At 40.7% G+C, this 16,476-nt stretch carries 13 protein-coding genes; 10 read left to right on the top strand and 3 right to left on the bottom strand.

Annotation, left to right across the window (positions count from 1 at the left end; genetic code table 11):
- The first annotated feature begins 339 nt into the window (after positions 1-339).
- Complete coding sequence (locus H5203_RS00860; protein ID WP_182819201.1) at positions 340-1,158, top strand: ABC transporter substrate-binding protein; 819 nt, start codon at positions 340-342, stop codon at positions 1,156-1,158.
- A 94-nt stretch (positions 1,159-1,252) separates the two neighbouring features.
- Here the strand turns inward: H5203_RS00860 and H5203_RS00855 are convergent, their stop codons facing one another.
- Positions 1,253-2,263 (bottom strand): GlxA family transcriptional regulator, encoded by a 1,011-nt coding sequence (locus H5203_RS00855; protein WP_149982524.1) that lies wholly within the window; start codon positions 2,261-2,263, stop codon positions 1,253-1,255.
- Positions 2,264-2,389: 126 nt separating this feature from the next.
- Between H5203_RS00855 and H5203_RS00850 the strand changes: the two genes are divergently transcribed.
- The 8 genes from H5203_RS00850 to H5203_RS00815 all read left to right on the top strand — a co-directional run bounded on the left by H5203_RS00850 (position 2,390) and on the right by H5203_RS00815 (position 13,381).
- Entirely contained in the window at positions 2,390-4,297 is a 1,908-nt protein-coding gene (locus tag H5203_RS00850; RefSeq protein ID WP_149982523.1) for a beta-ketoacyl synthase, read from the top strand.
- A 185-nt stretch (positions 4,298-4,482) separates the two neighbouring features.
- Positions 4,483-6,285 (top strand): M14 family metallopeptidase, encoded by a 1,803-nt coding sequence (locus H5203_RS00845; RefSeq protein ID WP_182819200.1) that lies wholly within the window; start codon positions 4,483-4,485, stop codon positions 6,283-6,285.
- 3 nt (positions 6,286-6,288) lie between these two features.
- The gene (locus H5203_RS00840) at positions 6,289-6,930 is read left to right on the top strand and encodes an MBL fold metallo-hydrolase (protein WP_145233146.1); all 642 of its coding nucleotides are present in this window, start codon (positions 6,289-6,291) and stop codon (positions 6,928-6,930) included.
- An 89-nt stretch (positions 6,931-7,019) separates the two neighbouring features.
- On the top strand, positions 7,020-7,478 hold the full coding sequence (locus H5203_RS00835) for an Lrp/AsnC family transcriptional regulator (RefSeq protein ID WP_016707271.1): 459 nt from the start codon (positions 7,020-7,022) through the stop codon (positions 7,476-7,478).
- Between the two features lie 123 nt (positions 7,479-7,601).
- Entirely contained in the window at positions 7,602-9,158 is a 1,557-nt protein-coding gene (locus tag H5203_RS00830; protein ID WP_145233147.1) for a SulP family inorganic anion transporter, read from the top strand.
- 268 nt (positions 9,159-9,426) lie between these two features.
- Positions 9,427-11,040 carry an ABC-F family ATPase gene (locus tag H5203_RS00825; protein WP_145233148.1) on the top strand — a complete coding sequence of 538 codons (1,614 nt, stop codon included), beginning with the start codon at positions 9,427-9,429 and terminating at the stop codon, positions 11,038-11,040.
- A 222-nt stretch (positions 11,041-11,262) separates the two neighbouring features.
- On the top strand, positions 11,263-12,774 hold the full coding sequence (locus H5203_RS00820; protein ID WP_310736537.1) for a BCCT family transporter: 1,512 nt from the start codon (positions 11,263-11,265) through the stop codon (positions 12,772-12,774).
- Positions 12,775-12,997: 223 nt separating this feature from the next.
- Positions 12,998-13,381: a hypothetical protein gene (locus H5203_RS00815; RefSeq protein WP_182819199.1), complete on the top strand. Its 384-nt coding sequence runs from the start codon at positions 12,998-13,000 to the stop codon at positions 13,379-13,381.
- Here H5203_RS00815 and fghA read toward each other — a convergent pair.
- Positions 13,335-14,177 carry an S-formylglutathione hydrolase gene (gene fghA, locus H5203_RS00810; RefSeq protein ID WP_182819198.1) on the bottom strand — a complete coding sequence of 281 codons (843 nt, stop codon included), beginning with the start codon at positions 14,175-14,177 and terminating at the stop codon, positions 13,335-13,337. The two genes, H5203_RS00815 and fghA, sit on opposite strands and share 47 nt — an antisense overlap.
- A 59-nt stretch (positions 14,178-14,236) precedes the next feature.
- Positions 14,237-15,358, bottom strand: coding sequence for an S-(hydroxymethyl)glutathione dehydrogenase/class III alcohol dehydrogenase (locus H5203_RS00805; RefSeq protein ID WP_145233151.1), 1,122 nt, complete (start codon positions 15,356-15,358; stop codon positions 14,237-14,239).
- A 117-nt stretch (positions 15,359-15,475) separates the two neighbouring features.
- Between H5203_RS00805 and H5203_RS00800 the strand changes: the two genes are divergently transcribed.
- A complete protein-coding gene (locus H5203_RS00800) occupies positions 15,476-16,345 on the top strand; it encodes a LysR family transcriptional regulator (protein WP_182739612.1) in 870 nt (289 codons plus the stop codon).
- The last annotated feature ends 131 nt before the right edge of the window (positions 16,346-16,476 follow it).

Here is a 16,476-nt window from a genome sequence, read left to right as displayed (position 1 = left end):
ACTTTTAATGCTATTACTATAATTTATATAGATATAAACGTCTAATTAGCGTTTGATTTTATTTGCTGCTTAGTTCAGTTTTCTCTATCTATAATTCAGGGAGGGACTAGCTCGTTTATAGATTTGCAGTCCTGCGCGATTAAATCGGTCGTTAATGGCCTAGAAAGTCCGGCACTTAGATGGTCCTTGTCGTACGCTTATCGTAATAATAAGAGTAAGCCTTATGCTTTTGTTATTTTAGCGTTTCAGTAGGTATAATATTTGGGGATGGTAAGATTTGTAAAAAATATGAATCTGACTGCGCTAATAACCAGTGATTATTTATTTAGGTGTTGTTTAATGGAATCGAGTTGGCAAATAATACAGTGGAATGGGCCGAAAAGAATTGTATTTCTGCTGTTTGCTTTCTTTTTTACAATACAGGTAGTGGCCAAACCAAGCTATCGTGTTGTGATATTAGTCGATGATAGTTATCCCCCATATTCTTACCTTAAAGACGGTGAGTTAGTGGGTTTATATGTTGATGTAGTTCGTCAAGCTGCCGATTTGATCAGTGAAAAATATATTATAGAGTTGCAACCAGTACCTTGGAAGCGCGGTGTTGACGCACTTAGACGAGGAGAGGACTTTGCCTTACTACCTCCTTATAAAAATGTGCAAGGGCGCAGTTTTATTTGGCCTTACTCAGAGCCGCTGCATGAAGAAGTAATACAAGCTTTTTGTAATCCAAACTCAAGCTTACTCAAGATTGAAAACACAGAATATCCATTAAAGCCGATTAATGTTGGTATCAATGCTGGGTATCTTTTATTCGATCAAGCATTGAACACTGCCATGGAGCAAAACAAAATAAAAATATGGGAAAATAAAGATACATTATCAAATATTTTGAAGCTGGCTAAAAATAGAATCGACTGTTATATCAACGACAAGTGGGCCATTTTATCAGGCATTAAAGCACTTAAGCAAAGCCATCCTTTTGTTAATTTGAGTCAACTTCAGCAAGACAGAATTATTTTCAAGCGAACTGCTCACATTGGTTATTTGAAAGCACCATCAGAAAAATTTCCATTTAAGGATGACTTTATTAAAGAAATGGACGCAGCATTAAAGTTAGTATTTGAAAGGCGTACTCAAATCGACAGCGATGATAAATGATACGCGTTAAACGTCGATACTCATGTTTAACCCGCACTGTATATTTTGCTATCTAAAAGGTTTAACTGTTCAAAAATAACACCCCGCCAACTTATTAACCAAATAACTTTCTTCTAACCACTTTTCGATACTCGCTAGGCGTTTGCGAGAGCACTTTCTTAAACACGCGGGTTAAATGACCTTGATCATTGTAACCCACCTCTAAAGCAACCTCCTGAATTGATAAGTTAGATGATGCAAGTAGCTCTTTGGCTGTTTGTACGCGTAATTGCTGCCAATATTCAATGGGGCTTTGGTTGGTCGCAATGCGAAAACGGCGGGTAAAAGAGCGGTAACTCAAACTAAATAGTTGAGCGACCTCTGTTAAACTTTGTTCTGTGGTTAAGTTGTTTTTTAACCAAAATTGAATTTGCGCGATGAGTTCATCTGGATGCCGATCAACGGCGCCTTCAAGGTAGCGCTGATCTTCGTAAGGTTTCCTAATTTCGTGAGAAAAGTTGCGCTCAACATGCTGAGCGGCGGCCTGTCCGTAGTATTGGCTAATAATATGCACGATCACATCTGCTAAGGCATTTAGACTTGCCACACTGTATAAGCGCTCAGATTGAGTGATAAAAAAATCAGGCTTGAGCAGCACTTGTGGGTAGTCGCGTTTAAATTGTTCTGCATAATGCCAATGAGTGGTAGCGGGGTGACCATTTAATAACTTAGCTTCAGCGACTAAGCAATTGCCAGTACCCACGCCAATGATTGAGCTACCCGTTTGCCAGCTGCTGGCAAGCCACTGAACTAACCCAGAGTTTGCTCTGACAACAGGGCGAGGATTGCGCCAAATACCGGGCACAATAATCAAGTCACTGTAAGGTGCTGTGCCGTAAGTGTGATCCGGTAATATTGCTAAGCCGCTGCGATTTTTGATAGGTTCGCTGTCCTCAGCGATTAAATTAATCGTTAATGGCCGAAAAGTTCCGCTGTTTATATGCCCTTTGGCGTACGCCTCACCGGCTCTGAGCATTTCAATTGGCAAGGTGACACTGGTGATCAATAAGTGCTGGTATACCAAAATACTTATTTGCAAAGGGCTAAGTACCAAGTTGTTGTCCATTTAATTGCTCCGACCAGTTTGATTTGGCCTCATAGGCTCATTATTTGGCTATTTAAGCACAATGTTGATAATTAAATCCATCTAAACTGCAAGCTTCTCCTATAACACGTTTTCTCAAGGTAAATTATGACAGCATTACCCGTTATTATCGGCATGGGTGGAATTAACGCCGCAGGCCGTACTTCTTTTCATCAAGGTTATCGTCGTATCGTGTTAAATAACTTAGATACTCAAGCCCGCCAAGAAACATTTTTAGGCCTCGCCACGTTAATGAATTTAGTGAGTCTTGTGAATGGGCAACTGCAAGATTTACAAGGCAATACTGTTGAGCAAAGCGACATAGAAGCACGCTTTGGTGAGCAAATTATTGCCGGTACGTTAATTCGTAAAATTGAAAAAGAGCATTTTGATGTCGATGCAACACCGTGGCAGCAAAAAATGACGTTAACCGCGTCAGATGAAAGCGCTATTGTGTTTGAAACACGTCGTAAAGATTTACCTTCGCCGGTCCCTACAAGTTGGCAAGTAGAAGAGCTTGAAAATAAAAAAGTAAAAGTAACCATTGCGGCTCAGTTTGATATTAAACATGATTCTACTCGCGATAATCCGATTAAATCGGCTGGGCAACTACCAACAGGGTTTGATCCGTCTATTATGTACAACAGTCGCTACCAGCCACGTGGTTTACAAGCCACTATATTTGCTGCTACTGACGCGATTAAATCAACCGGACTCGATTGGCAACACATTATGAATAGTGTTGAGCCTGATAAAATTGGCACTTATTCAGCGTCGGTTATTGGTCAAATGGATGACAAGGGCTTAGGTGGTTTAGTAAAAGCGCGCCAGCAAGGTGATCGCGTCAGCACCAAGCAGTTAGCGCTTGGCTTAAATACAATGTCGACCGATTTTATTAATGCCTATGTGACGGGCAATGTAGGCACTACGTTTTCAACTTCAGGCGCGTGTGCAACATTTTTATATAACTTGCGCGCTGCAGTAAACGATATACAAGCAGGGCGTACACGTGTTGCTATTGTGGCAAGTGTTGAATGCGCAATTACCCCTGAAGTTGTTGAAGGCTTTGGTAATATGAGTGCGCTGGCGAATATTGAAGGTTTACGCCGCTTGGATAACTTAAGCAATGATGATGAGCCTGATTATCGTAAAAGTAGCCGCCCATTTGGCGAAAATTGTGGCTTTACTTTAGGTGAAGGCGCACAAGTAGCGATTCTAATGGATGATGCGTTAGCACTGGAGTTGGGGGCAGACATTCTAGGCTGCGTGCCTGATGTATTTGTAAATGCTGATGGCGTTAAAAAATCAATTACATCACCGGGACCGGGTAATTATATAACCATGGCGAAGTCGGCGGCATTAGCCACGAGCTTATTAGGTAAAGAAGCATTACAACAACGTAGCTTTATTTTAGCGCATGGTTCAAGCACACCGCAAAACCGCGTAACAGAGTCATTAATTTATCATAAGGTGGCACAAACGTTTGCCATTGATAATTGGAAAGTAGCAGCACCAAAAGCGTATGTAGGGCACACAATTGCGCCAGCTAGTGGCGACCAATTAGCGATGGCGCTGGGTGTATTTGCACATAATATTATGCCGGGTATTACCACCATAGATAAAGTGGCCAAGGATGTGCATAACCAGTATTTAGATATTCGTACTGAGCATTATCAATGCGAAGACATGGATATTGCTTTTATTAATTCAAAAGGCTTTGGCGGAAATAATGCCACCGCCACTGTTTTGTCACCCATGGTGACCATGAAAATGTTAGCAAAACGCCATGGTAGTGCGGTGATGGATGCATATGCATTGAGCAATCAAACCGTTACAGCTGCTCAGACTAATTATCAGCAACAAGCTGACTTAGGACAATATGAGCTAATCTATCGCTTTGGTGATGGCATGATTGATGAAGATGAAATTGTCATTTCTGATACCGACATGCATATTCCCGGTTTTGATAAAGCCATTGCATTTAGTAAAACGAATCCTTATCAAGATATGTTTTAAGCACATTATTCTTGAGTGGCAAGGCGCTTTTATAGCGCCTTTTTTAATGCGTGAAAATTAGCCCTATAAAGTTTTTAAATTGTCATTGGCTGCATTTTTTTGTTGAATCACCGCAGTTTACGCGATCTGTCATTTATCCTTGTTATAATTTCAAGCTATTAAAGAGGCCAACGTTTGAGAGTCCTATGATCGCCAGTTTATTATTGTTAAGTGCCAGTGTTACATTAGATAGCCATTTACCGCCATTGTTGCCATGGCAAGGTCAAAGTTTGGCACTGATACAACAAAAAGGCCCATTAACCACTGATTTCGAACTAAGCGAAGGGCTAAAGTCACCAAATTATCAGCATACTATGGCTTTTGTAGATCGTCTTGTTGCAGCAAACCCTACCCAATTCCAAGTGCAAACTATTGCACATAGTGCCAGTGGCCGTGCGATCAACATGATGGTAGCAAGCGAAGATGGCGCATTTACACCTTCGCAGTTAATGCAAAACGCCAAGCCGACTATTTTTATTCAAGCGGGAATTCATGCCGGCGAAATTGACGGTAAAGATGCGATGTTTATGTTGCTACGCGATATTGCAACCGGTAAACGTCGAGATATTTTAAGCCAAGTGAACATCTTATTTATTCCTATTTTAAATGTTGATGGCCATGAGCGTAGTAGTCAGTTTAATCGCATAAACCAGCGTGGGCCAGTTGAAATGGGCTTTAGAACCAATGCTAATAATTTAAATTTAAATCGTGATTTCACCAAACTAGATACGCCGGAAGTACGTGGTGTATTAAAGGTGATCAAGCAGTTTAACCCAGATTTATATATCGATGTGCATGTGACTGACGGTGCAGATTATCAATACGATGTAACTTACGGTTACAACCCCGTATTTGCCAGTGAATCGCCAAGTGTGTCAGATGCGCTCAATAATTATTTTAAACCTATTATCGACACAAAATTACAAGAGCAAGGCCATATACCTGGGCCGCTGGTATTTGTAATGGATAAGCGCGAGTTTAAAAAAGGCTTAGCGGGCTGGGTTGCCACGCCTCGTTATTCGAATGGTTGGGGGGATTTAAGATCGTTACCCACAATTCTTGTCGAAAATCATTCATTAAAACCGTATAAACAACGTGTACTTGGCACCTATGTATTTTTAGATGGGGCTATTTCAGCATTGGCGCAACATCATCATCAATTAACCGAAGCGGTTGAAAAAGAACGAGCTTTTGTGCCAAGCCAGCTTATTGTTGAACGCAGTTATGCAAAAGAGCCAAACACTATCGCATTTGCAGGGATCAAATATTCGCGCAGTAAAAGCGCCTTGAGTGGCCAGATGGAAGTAAAGTATTTAGGCGAAAAACAGCACTATGATGCGTTGCCTATTTACTGGCAGAAGGACGCAAAAACCGTGATCACCGTACCAAGTACATTTTATATTCCACCTGCGTATCCAGACATTGTCGAAAAACTCAAATTACATGGTATTACAGTAGAAAACGTGAGCAGTGATGAGCTGGTAACTAATTTAAAAGTCGCGGTAGTAACAAAGCATGAATTTGATAAAGCGCCGTTTGAAGGACGCTTTCGAGTAAACGCAGATTTTGATTTTGTCGATGTACCAGAAAAGTCTCTGATCGGTTGGTCTAAAGTTGAAACTGCTCAACCTTTCGGTGAGTTAGTTGCCCATCTTTTACACCCCAAAGCACCGGATTCATTTTTTGCGTGGGGTGAGTTTAATACGATTTTTCAACGTACTGAGTACATGGAAAACTATGCATTAGCGCCGTATGCTCGCCATATGCTCAAAGATAAACCGGCACTTGCACTTGAGTTTGATAAAAAAATTCGTGATGATGCCGCTTTTGCTAAAGATGCACAAGCACGATTAAACTGGCTCTATGAGCATACGCCATTTTATGATCAAGCTTATTTAAAGTATCCTGTGCTGATGACATTTGACACTAAACCGCAAATAAAGAATTAACATATGGAAATAATTACCGTACCGGTGACCGCTTTTGCACAAAATTGCCGAGTGGTTATTTGTAAACAAACACGCCACGCAGCGGTTATCGACCCAGGTGGCGACGCTGATAAAATCATTACTGAGCTTGCCAAGCATCAGTTAAGCTTGCAGTGTATTTTACTCACCCATGGCCATCTTGATCATGTCGGTGCGGCAAAAGTACTTGCTGAGCATTTTTCTGTTGATATTGTCGGGCCACAAAAAGACGAATTGTTTTGGTTTGATGCATTACCTATGCAAGCGCAAATGTTTGGCTTTGCACCAATTGCGCCTTTTCATCCTCAGCATTGGTTAAGTCATGGTGATACGTTTACATTGGGTCAATTGCGATTTGACATTCGTCATTGTCCGGGCCACACGCCTGGGCATATTGTATTTTATGAAGCAACACATCAGTTAGTGATAGTGGGTGATGTTATTTTTAAAGGCTCAGTAGGGCGTACAGACTTCCCTAAAGGGGATGCCCAGCAGTTACTTGACTCGATTAAAAATCAAATTTTGACACTGCCTGATGAAACGCGAATTCTATCTGGGCATGGACCTGACACTAAAGTGCTGACTGAGCGCATATCGAATCCATTTATAAGTGGTAAATTTGGTTAGTTGCGCATAATAAATGCATAAAAGTACAAGACTCAACCTATAAACCAATGTATAATTTAACCAATTTAGTAAAATAAATAAGAAATAAAATGTCTCTAAATCATGTTGACCGCCAAATTTTGGCACTGTTACAGCAAGATGCAAGTCTTTCGACCGCTGATATTGCTGATAAAGTCGGTTTATCTCAATCACCTTGTTGGCGTCGTATTGCTAAGCTTGAGCAAGATGGTTACATCAAAGGCAAAGTTGCCTTATTGGATGAGAAAAAGCTCGGCTTTGATATGCTAGTGTACGCTCATGTTCGTTTATCAAATCATGGCCGTACAAATTTAGCTGAGTTTGAACGACTTATCCTAAGTTATGATGAAGTAACAGAATGTTACAGTATGGCTGGCACTATGGACTTTATGTTGCGGATCATTTCTAAAGGCATTGAAGGCTATGAACAGTTTGTTCGTGATAATTTATTGAATCTTGAATTTGTTCAAGAAGTTCACTCAAATGTCACTATGACTTGTGTCAAACGCAGTACATCGCTGCCACTTTAATCGTATCTAATTATGCTAGCGCTATAAAGGCGTTAGCATGTTCCTCTTACTGCAATTGTTAACCTTAGCTTAATTTGTTAGAATTCAGCGCTTTTTTGATCCCACACCCCGAAGAGGAATTCAATGTTTAACTTATTAAGCAAGGCGCCGAGCTCTGCTAAAAACGATATCTTATCAGGTATAACGGTTGCCCTAGCGCTCGTTCCTGAAGCTGTTGCATTTGCGTTTGTTGCAAATGTAGAGCCTTTAGTTGGTTTATATGCAGCATTTATTGTTGGCTTGATCACCGCTATTTTTGGCGGCCGCCCAGGTATGATCTCCGGTGCAACCGGTGCACTTGCCGTTGTTATGGTAAGTTTAGTGCTAGATCATGGGGTTGAGTATCTCTTCGCGACTGTATTGCTGATGGGGATACTGCAAATACTAGCAGGGGTGTTTAAGCTCGGTAAGTTTATTCGTATGGTTCCGCATCCGGTGATGCTTGGGTTTGTAAATGGTTTAGCGATTGTCATCTTCTTAGCGCAACTAGGTCAATTTAAGGTGTCCGATGGTCAAGGTGGCATGCAGTGGATGACAGGCACGCCGATGATGATCATGCTAGGATTAGTCGCTTTAACGATGGCCATTATTCACTTTTTGCCAAAGTTGACTACAGCTGTGCCATCAACATTAGTCGCTATTGTTACTGTAACCGCCATTGTTATCGGATTTGATTTAGAAGCGCGTACAGTACTTGATTTCTTAAAAGATATGACTGGTGACAGTGCGGCAACTATTGCTGGTGGTTTACCACAATTTCACATTCCAATGGTGCCATTTACCTTTGAAACACTGAAAATTATTTTACCTTATGCACTTATTTTAGCGGCAATTGGTTTAATTGAATCACTATTAACCCTTAGCCTGATTGATGAAATCACAGAAACCCGTGGTCACAGCAATAAAGAATGCATTGGTCAAGGCGCTGCAAATGTTACCTGTGGTTTCTTTGGTGCGATGGGGGGCTGCGCGATGATTGGTCAATCAATGATCAACATTAACTCAGGTGGTCGTTCGCGTTTATCTGGTATTACAGCAGCATTAATGCTCCTAGCATTCATTATTTTTGCCGCCAGTTTGATTGAAATGGTGCCGCTGGCAGCATTGGTTGGCGTGATGTTTATGGTGGTATTAGGCACCTTTGAATGGGCGAGTTTCAAAATGATGAAACGCGTCCCAAAATCAGATGCTTTTGTCATTGTATTAGTATCGGGTGTAACGGTGATAACTGACTTAGCAATTGCAGTATGTGTGGGTGTGATTGTGTCAGCCTTAGTATTTGCATGGCAACATGCTAAACATATTTTTACTACAAACTACATTGATGAAGAAGGTTCTAAAGTCTACGAACTACACGGCCCATTATTTTTTGGCTCAGTGAAAAAGTTCGCGGAGTTGTTTGATGTTAAAAATGACCCTAAAGACGTTATCATCGAATTTAAATACAGCCGAGTGGCAGATCACAGTGCCATTGAAGCAATTGATACTTTAGCTGATAAATACACCAAGGCAGGTAAGCAGTTGCATTTACGCCACTTGAGCCCAGACTGTATACAGTTATTACATAAAGCGCGCGACTTAGTAGAAGTTAATGTAATAGAAGATCCAACTTATAAAGTTGCTTCAGACAAACTTGCTTAAACGAGACGTTTGATAAAAAAGCGAAGGCACTGCCTTCGCTTTTTTGTTGCTATCGAACAAATCATTGGCTGAAACCGTAGATGACATTAAAATTTATTTAAGTCACATAAAAACCAGTGCTCGGTGAGTCAATTATTGAGACTAAGCTCGACTAGTGCAGCTAGTGCCTGTATAATTCGCGGCCTCTTTATACCGTCTTATTGCCTGTATTAACTTTTCCTTATTCAGCGAACAGTGTACTTGTCAGTATTTGCTTAGGAAATTCATTTTGATCTCTACCGCTAATATCACCATGCAGTTTGGTGCCGAACCCTTGTTCGAAAATATCTCCGCTAAATTTAGTAACGGTAATCGTTATGGCTTAATTGGCGCCAATGGATGCGGTAAGTCAACCTTCATGAAAATCCTCAATGGCTCATTAGTGCCAACATCAGGTAACGTATCAATTGGCCCAGGACTGAAAGTCGGTAACTTAAGCCAAGATCAGTTTGCATTTGAGCAATACTCAGTGGTTGATACTGTGATCATGGGTGACGTTGCATTATGGAAAATAAAGCAAGAACGTGAACGTATTTATTCACTGCCAGAAATGAGTGAAGAAGATGGTATGAAAGTCGCTGAGCTTGAAAGCGTTTTTGCTGAAATGGATGGTTACAGTGCAGAAAGCCGCGCGGGTGATATTTTATTAAAAGCGGGTATTGAAGAAGAATTTCATTTTGGTCTAATGTCACAAGTAGCCCCAGGCTGGAAGCTGCGCGTCTTACTTGCGCAAGCCTTGTTTGCTAACCCTGATATTTTATTACTGGATGAGCCAACCAATAACTTGGATATTCATACCATTAGCTGGTTAGAGCACGAACTTAACCAGCGTAAATGTACCATGATCATTATTTCTCATGACCGCTATTTTCTTAATGCGGTATGTACTCATATGGCTGATATTGATTACGGTGAGCTGCGTATTTACCCAGGTAACTACGAAAAATACATTGAAGCATCAACACTTATTCGTGATCAATTACTTGCTGGTAATGCTAAAAAGCAATCTGAAATTGAAGAGTTACAAGATTTCGTTAACCGCTTTGGTGCTAATGCGTCAAAAGCAAAACAAGCGAGTTCACGTGCTAAACGCATGGATAAAATCAGCTTAGATGAAGTGAAGTCGTCAAGCCGAATGGCGCCGTCATTGTATTTTGATGAAGGTAAAAAGATGCACCGCCAAGCATTGATCTTAGAAGACTTTGGCCATGGTTTTGACGGTGAAGTATTGTTTGAAGGCGGCGAGCTGATTTTAGAAGCGGGTTCAAAACTTGCGATTATTGGTGAAAACGGTGTTGGTAAATCAACCTTTATTCGCTGTTTAGTGGGTGAACTTGAAGCTAATCACGGTGTTGTAAAATGGTCAGAAAATGCATCGATTGGCTATTGTCCGCAAGATAGTAGTAAAGACTTTGATAACGATTTAACCTTGTTTGATTGGATGTCACAGTGGCGTACAGCCAAGCATAACGATTTAATGGTGCGTGGCATGTTAGGTCGGTTATTGTTTACTGCGGATGATGCGAATAAAAAAGCTAAAAACTGCTCAGGTGGTGAGAAAAATCGCCTATTGTTTGGCAAATTAATGATGCAAGACGTAAATGTTTTGGTGATGGACGAACCGACAAACCACATGGATATGGAAGCCATTGAAGCGCTTAATAATGCATTAAAAGGCTTTGAAGGTACGCTGATTTTTGTCAGCCATGACCGTGAGTTTGTTTCATCATTGGCAACTCGTATTATTGATATTCGTGACAAAGAAGTGGTTAATTTCCACGGCACCTTTAACGAATTTATGGCAAGCCAACAAGAGCAAGCGAAGCTTTTGGCTGCAAAGTAAAGTTTATTGATCTCAGTTTTATTAAATGCATGATCATGCAAGCGAGTTCAAGAGCTCTGTAAATCAATATAATTGCTATTAAGTATCAGAAAACCGGCTGCGGCCGGTTTTTTTGTGTCTAAATTATGTAAAATTAAAAAGTTGCTTTGGTGTAGCTGTAAAGCGTCGTAACGTTAGCGCTGATAAAACCGATTTAATTAGTATAATTTTTAAGGTATCTATGTGGTAATTAAAGCTCGTATTCCTAAATTAGTGTCGAATCTTGAAAAACTAGCGCTCACCTTGTGTGTGCTATTTGTTAGCGGGGCTCTATTATTTCCTGATATGCTCACCGCGCATATTCAACCACTGATCATTAATGCATTATCAGTGTTGGGTGGACCATTTTTTCTGTTAGTTAATTTTTTATTGATAAGCGTTATTGTGCTGGCTATTAGCCCACTCGGACAACGTAAAATAGGTGGAAAGCATACATCTGTCGAGTTTTCAACTTTTGGTTGGTTGTCAATGTTATTTGCTGCAGGAATGGGATCGGGTTTAATTTTTTGGGGCGTAGCAGAGCCTGCCATGCACGTATTGCAACCGCCATTAAAGCAAAGTCTTTACCCTGATAGACAAGGTGCTGCATTGGCTATTACGTTAGTAAACTGGGGCGCTCATGCATGGGCACTCTACGCAGTATTTGGCTTAGTCTTAGGTGGTTTGAGCCATAACAGTGGCAAAGCGGGAGATATAAGTGCTCCGGTGTTGAGTGTAACAACTTCATTTTTAAGTCGCGCAGGGCAGCTAAAGTGTAAATACGTGATCCAGTTAGTGGCCATTTTAGCTATTTTTTTTGGTGTAGTTGGCACGATTGCAAATTCAACATTATTACTACGAAAAGGGATTGAGCTTGAGCTTGGCATTAACTCGCCTTGGTTAGTTGGTTTGATTATTATTATGTTATTAGCGCTGTTGTTTAGCTTATCTGCGCGCTTAGGATTAAAAAAGGGTATTCAAACACTCAGTCAATTTAATGTTTTTTTAGCATTTGGAGTACTTATTTGGCTCATCATGATGGTACCACTACAACCGATTATAGATGTGGCGATCAGTGGCGTTAAATTTTATAGCCACTTATTAGTGACAGGGACATGGCAATTATCAAGTCAACTAAATGATCCTGCTTGGGCTAATAGTTGGACGTATAATTATTATTTTTGGTGGCTAGCGTGGGGACCTTTTGTTGGGGTTTTTTTAGCTAAAATAAGTCAAGGTCGGCCAGTTTGGCAATACATTGTTGGCGTAGTAATTGTGCCAACTTTCGTTACTTTAATTTGGTTTAGTGTTTTTTCGGGATCTGCTATTGCTTGGGATAGCGGCCATAGTAGTGGCATTATGGCCGCTATTAAAACTGATTATACACAAGGCTTATTTGTATTTTTTAAGCAGTTAGGTTGGCAAGGAGGTGTGCTTATTTGGTCGAGCTTATTATTATTACTGATCTTTGTTGCTACTTCGGCAGATTCTGCAATTTTAGTGATCCGTAATTTAGCGGGGACAAAAAGCAGTCATCGATTTAGTTTGTATGTGTGGTCTTTTACTTTAGCTCTAAGTAGCTGGGTATTGTTATTACAAAATAATGAATTACTTAACCGAAGTATTGCAATTATTGGTGCAGTGCCATTTTTGTTTATTTTTATTTTGCAGCTGATAGGATTTGTAAAAGAGTTTATGAAGGAGTTACAAGTGTAGTTAAACCTATTACTGTTGCTATGCTCGAGCTAGTTTATAGTTTATAGTTTATAGTTTAATTACTTTATTGTTATTCACTTACAGTGTTTTATACTCGTTCGTTTATAGTGAGTATTACAGATACAACCACTAAGCAATACTAATGCTATTAAAAACTGGCTCATTCGAGGTAGTTAAATAATAACTTACGCATTTAAGCAATGGGATATAAAGGATTAAATTTATGTTCAAGCACTTTATTACTGTTTTACTTGTCTGCCAATTACTAAGCGCATGCACTGTAGCGGGTGTATTAGTTGATGGAGTTATTTATTCAAAAGCGGATACAAATTATGATGCTGATTTAGCGCAGGCCCCCGCACATGTATCGCCTCAAGATAATACTTACTTTAGTCATGAACAGACTTTGTCATTTGCGGACTTAGGCATCGAAGTAGATCGTTTTTTAGTGGGGTTAGTGCAAGATAGCTCAGAGCCTACTCTGGTCTGCAAAAGAATAACTAAATCAATACAACAATGTGAGGAAGTAACGACTGACAACCTCACAGTAGAGGATACAATTAACGCTGAAGATACACTTGATGAAATGATAAGTGTTCGTCGATAAAGCTGCTGATAAAAAAGTAACTATGATCGTAGCCTGCGTGCATATTCAACGTTAGCGGGTAATTAACTTGCTTTGCTACTGCAGTTAGGTTGTCTGGTTTTAGTTGCTCGACTAAAAAATTATCGGCATCACCTTGGTCAATACGCATTGGTAAAAATTCGTTACTGTGTGCCTTTTTCATTAGTTCACAGCTATCGTAATTGGCCCATTGTGATTGATCATCTCCTAAGTACTGACTAAACGCTTTTTGCCCCCAAGGACAGTCAATAGGGTTAGTGATTGGGCTAAAAGCAGAAACACTGGTGTAACTTTTTGGATTGCGCAATGCAATCATCAACGCACCGTGCCCCCCCATAGAATGCCCGCTAATCGCTTTTTTATCAGTCACGGGAAAGTGCTGTTCAATTAGCGAAGGCAATTCATTTACCACATAATCATACATATTATAGTGCGTGTTATAGGGGGCTTGGGTGGCGTTTAAATAAAACCCTGCGCCTTGGCCAAAATCATAACTGTCTTGGTCTGGCACAGTGTCGCCACGAGGACTGGTATCAGGTGCAACGATAGCAATACCAAGCGCTGCCGCTTTTTTAAATGCACCTGCTTTTTGCATAAAATTTTCATCCGTACAGGTTAAGCCTGATAACCAATACAGTACCGGTACTTTATTAGTTTGGCTGGCACCGGGTGGCAAGAAAATAGCAAACCGCATTGGGCAATGGGTGCTTGTAGATGTATGGCTGTATAGCTTGTGCCAGCCACCGCTAACTTTTGTGGCGCTTAAATTATCTAACATGGATTCCTCGCTAAAATACCACATAGCTTACACGCTATGCGGTATCTGTATTTTTAATATTAGTAGTGGATCACAGTACGAATACTTTTGCCTTCATGCATTAAATCAAACGCGTCGTTTATGTCTTCAAGACCCATGGTATGAGTGATAAAGTCATTTAATGCAAATTCGCCAGCCATGTAACGTTCAACAATCTCAGGTAGTTGTGAACGACCTTTAACCCCACCAAATGCGCTACCACGCCAGACGCGGCCAGTGACTAGCTGGAATGGGCGAGTTGAAATTTCTTGTCCTGCACCAGCAACACCAATGATCACCGATTCCCCCCAACCTTTATGACAACATTCAAGGGCTGAGCGCATGACATCAACATTACCTATACACTCAAATGAGAAATCAACGCCACCATCGGTCATCTCGACAATAACTTCTTGAATAGGCTTATCGAAATCTTTTGGATTGATCAAGTCTGTGGCACCTAATTTAGTGGCTAAATCAAACTTAGATGTGTTGATATCAATACCGATAATACGCGAGGCACCAGCCATTTTCGCGCCGATAATTGCTGATAAACCAATACCACCTAAACCAAAGATAGCAACGGTATCGCCTGCTTGAACTTTTGCAGTGTTTGTGACCGCGCCCATACCAGTTGTAACACCACAGCCCAGTAAGCAAATTTCTTCAAGTGATGCTGCTTTGTTTACTTTAGCCAGTGAGATCTCTGGCAGTACCGTATATTCAGAAAAGGTTGATGTGCCCATGTAGTGATAAATTGGTTGGCCATCTTTGAAAAAGCGAGTCGTGCCGTCTGGCATTAAGCCTTTACCTTGCGTTTCACGTACAGCGGAACACAAGTTTGTTTTGCCTGAAGTACACATTTTACATACACCGCATTCTGCAGTATATAAAGGAATAACATGATCGCCCACAGCAACACTGGTTACGCCTTCGCCGATAGCATAAACAACACCAGCGCCTTCATGCCCTAAAATGGCTGGGAAAATCCCTTCAGGATCGGCACCTGATAATGTAAATGCATCGGTGTGACATACGCCAGTAGCAGTAATTTTTACCATTACTTCGCCTTTTTTAGGCATCATTACATCCACTTCTTCTACAGATAGTGGTTGATTTGGACCCCAAGCAATTGCGGCTTTTGATTTTATAAATTCAGACATAGTAATTCTCTTGCTGGTTAAATACGAAGATGACTTGAAAACAATAACGCTATTTTATTTGTTTCTCAAACAATGTTAATCTTCATTTTAATAAAACACTTTTACAGTATGGTAATAATGAGTCGTTGGTTAGGCATAGACGAATTTATCGCAGTCGGTGAAGAAGGCAGCTTTACCCGCGCTGCAACCGCATTAGGGGTATCTGTTGCACACATAAGCCGCCATGTAACGCAATTAGAGCAGCGCTTAAATACCCAATTATTAACGCGTACTACCCGTAAAGTTGTACTGACTAAAGAAGGCGAAGTCTTTTTACATCAAACAAAACATTTACAGCATGCAATGGACGACGCCACCGCGTTATTAGCACAACAGCAAAATGCTCCTAAAGGTAAAATTAAACTTACAGCTCCGGTTATGTATGGCGAAAGCTTCGTGATGCCAGCAGTGCATACTTTTATGCAACTGCACCCTGATGTAGAAGTGGTGATGGCGCTGAGCAATGAACAAGAAAATTTACTTGAGGGCGGCTTTGACTTAGCTATTCGCCTTGGTCATTTAAAAGACTCTAGCTTAAAAGCACGACGCTTAAGTGCACGTCATTTTGTAATTTGCTGCTCAAAAGCCTATTTAGCCCGTTTTGGCGAACCTCACACATTAGCTGAATTACAGCACCATCAATGCTTAGTCGGCAACAGCAGTTATTGGCGGGTGTGTGAGCAAGGGCGTGATAAACATATTAAAATTGCGGGGCGGTTACAGTGTAATAGTGGCTGGGCGTTAGCTGATGCAGCTAAAAAGGGTCTTGGCATCATACAAGTGCCAAACTACTACATTGAGAGTGATTTAGCCACGGGTGATTTAGTGCCTATTTTAACCAATAATCAGCCAAAACCAGAAGGTGTATGGGGAGTGTATCCTCCGCGACAATTTGTTGCGACCAATGTCAGAGCATTACTCGATCACCTTATTAAATCTCTAAACTAAAAGTTTAAATAAAGCGGCTTAATTTTGATACAGCAGTTGATTTGTCATGAATTTTTACACTTCTGCGCATACCCAATGGCGCTTTATTTATGCTAGTATGAGCGCTGAATTGGCATTAAATGTGACCATAA

The organism is Pseudoalteromonas sp. SG41-1 (assembly GCF_014164575.1).
Lineage (GTDB): Bacteria > Pseudomonadota > Gammaproteobacteria > Enterobacterales > Alteromonadaceae > Pseudoalteromonas > Pseudoalteromonas rhizosphaerae.
Note: the sequence above shows the minus strand (reverse complement) of the source record. Positions and strands in the feature narration are given on the sequence as shown.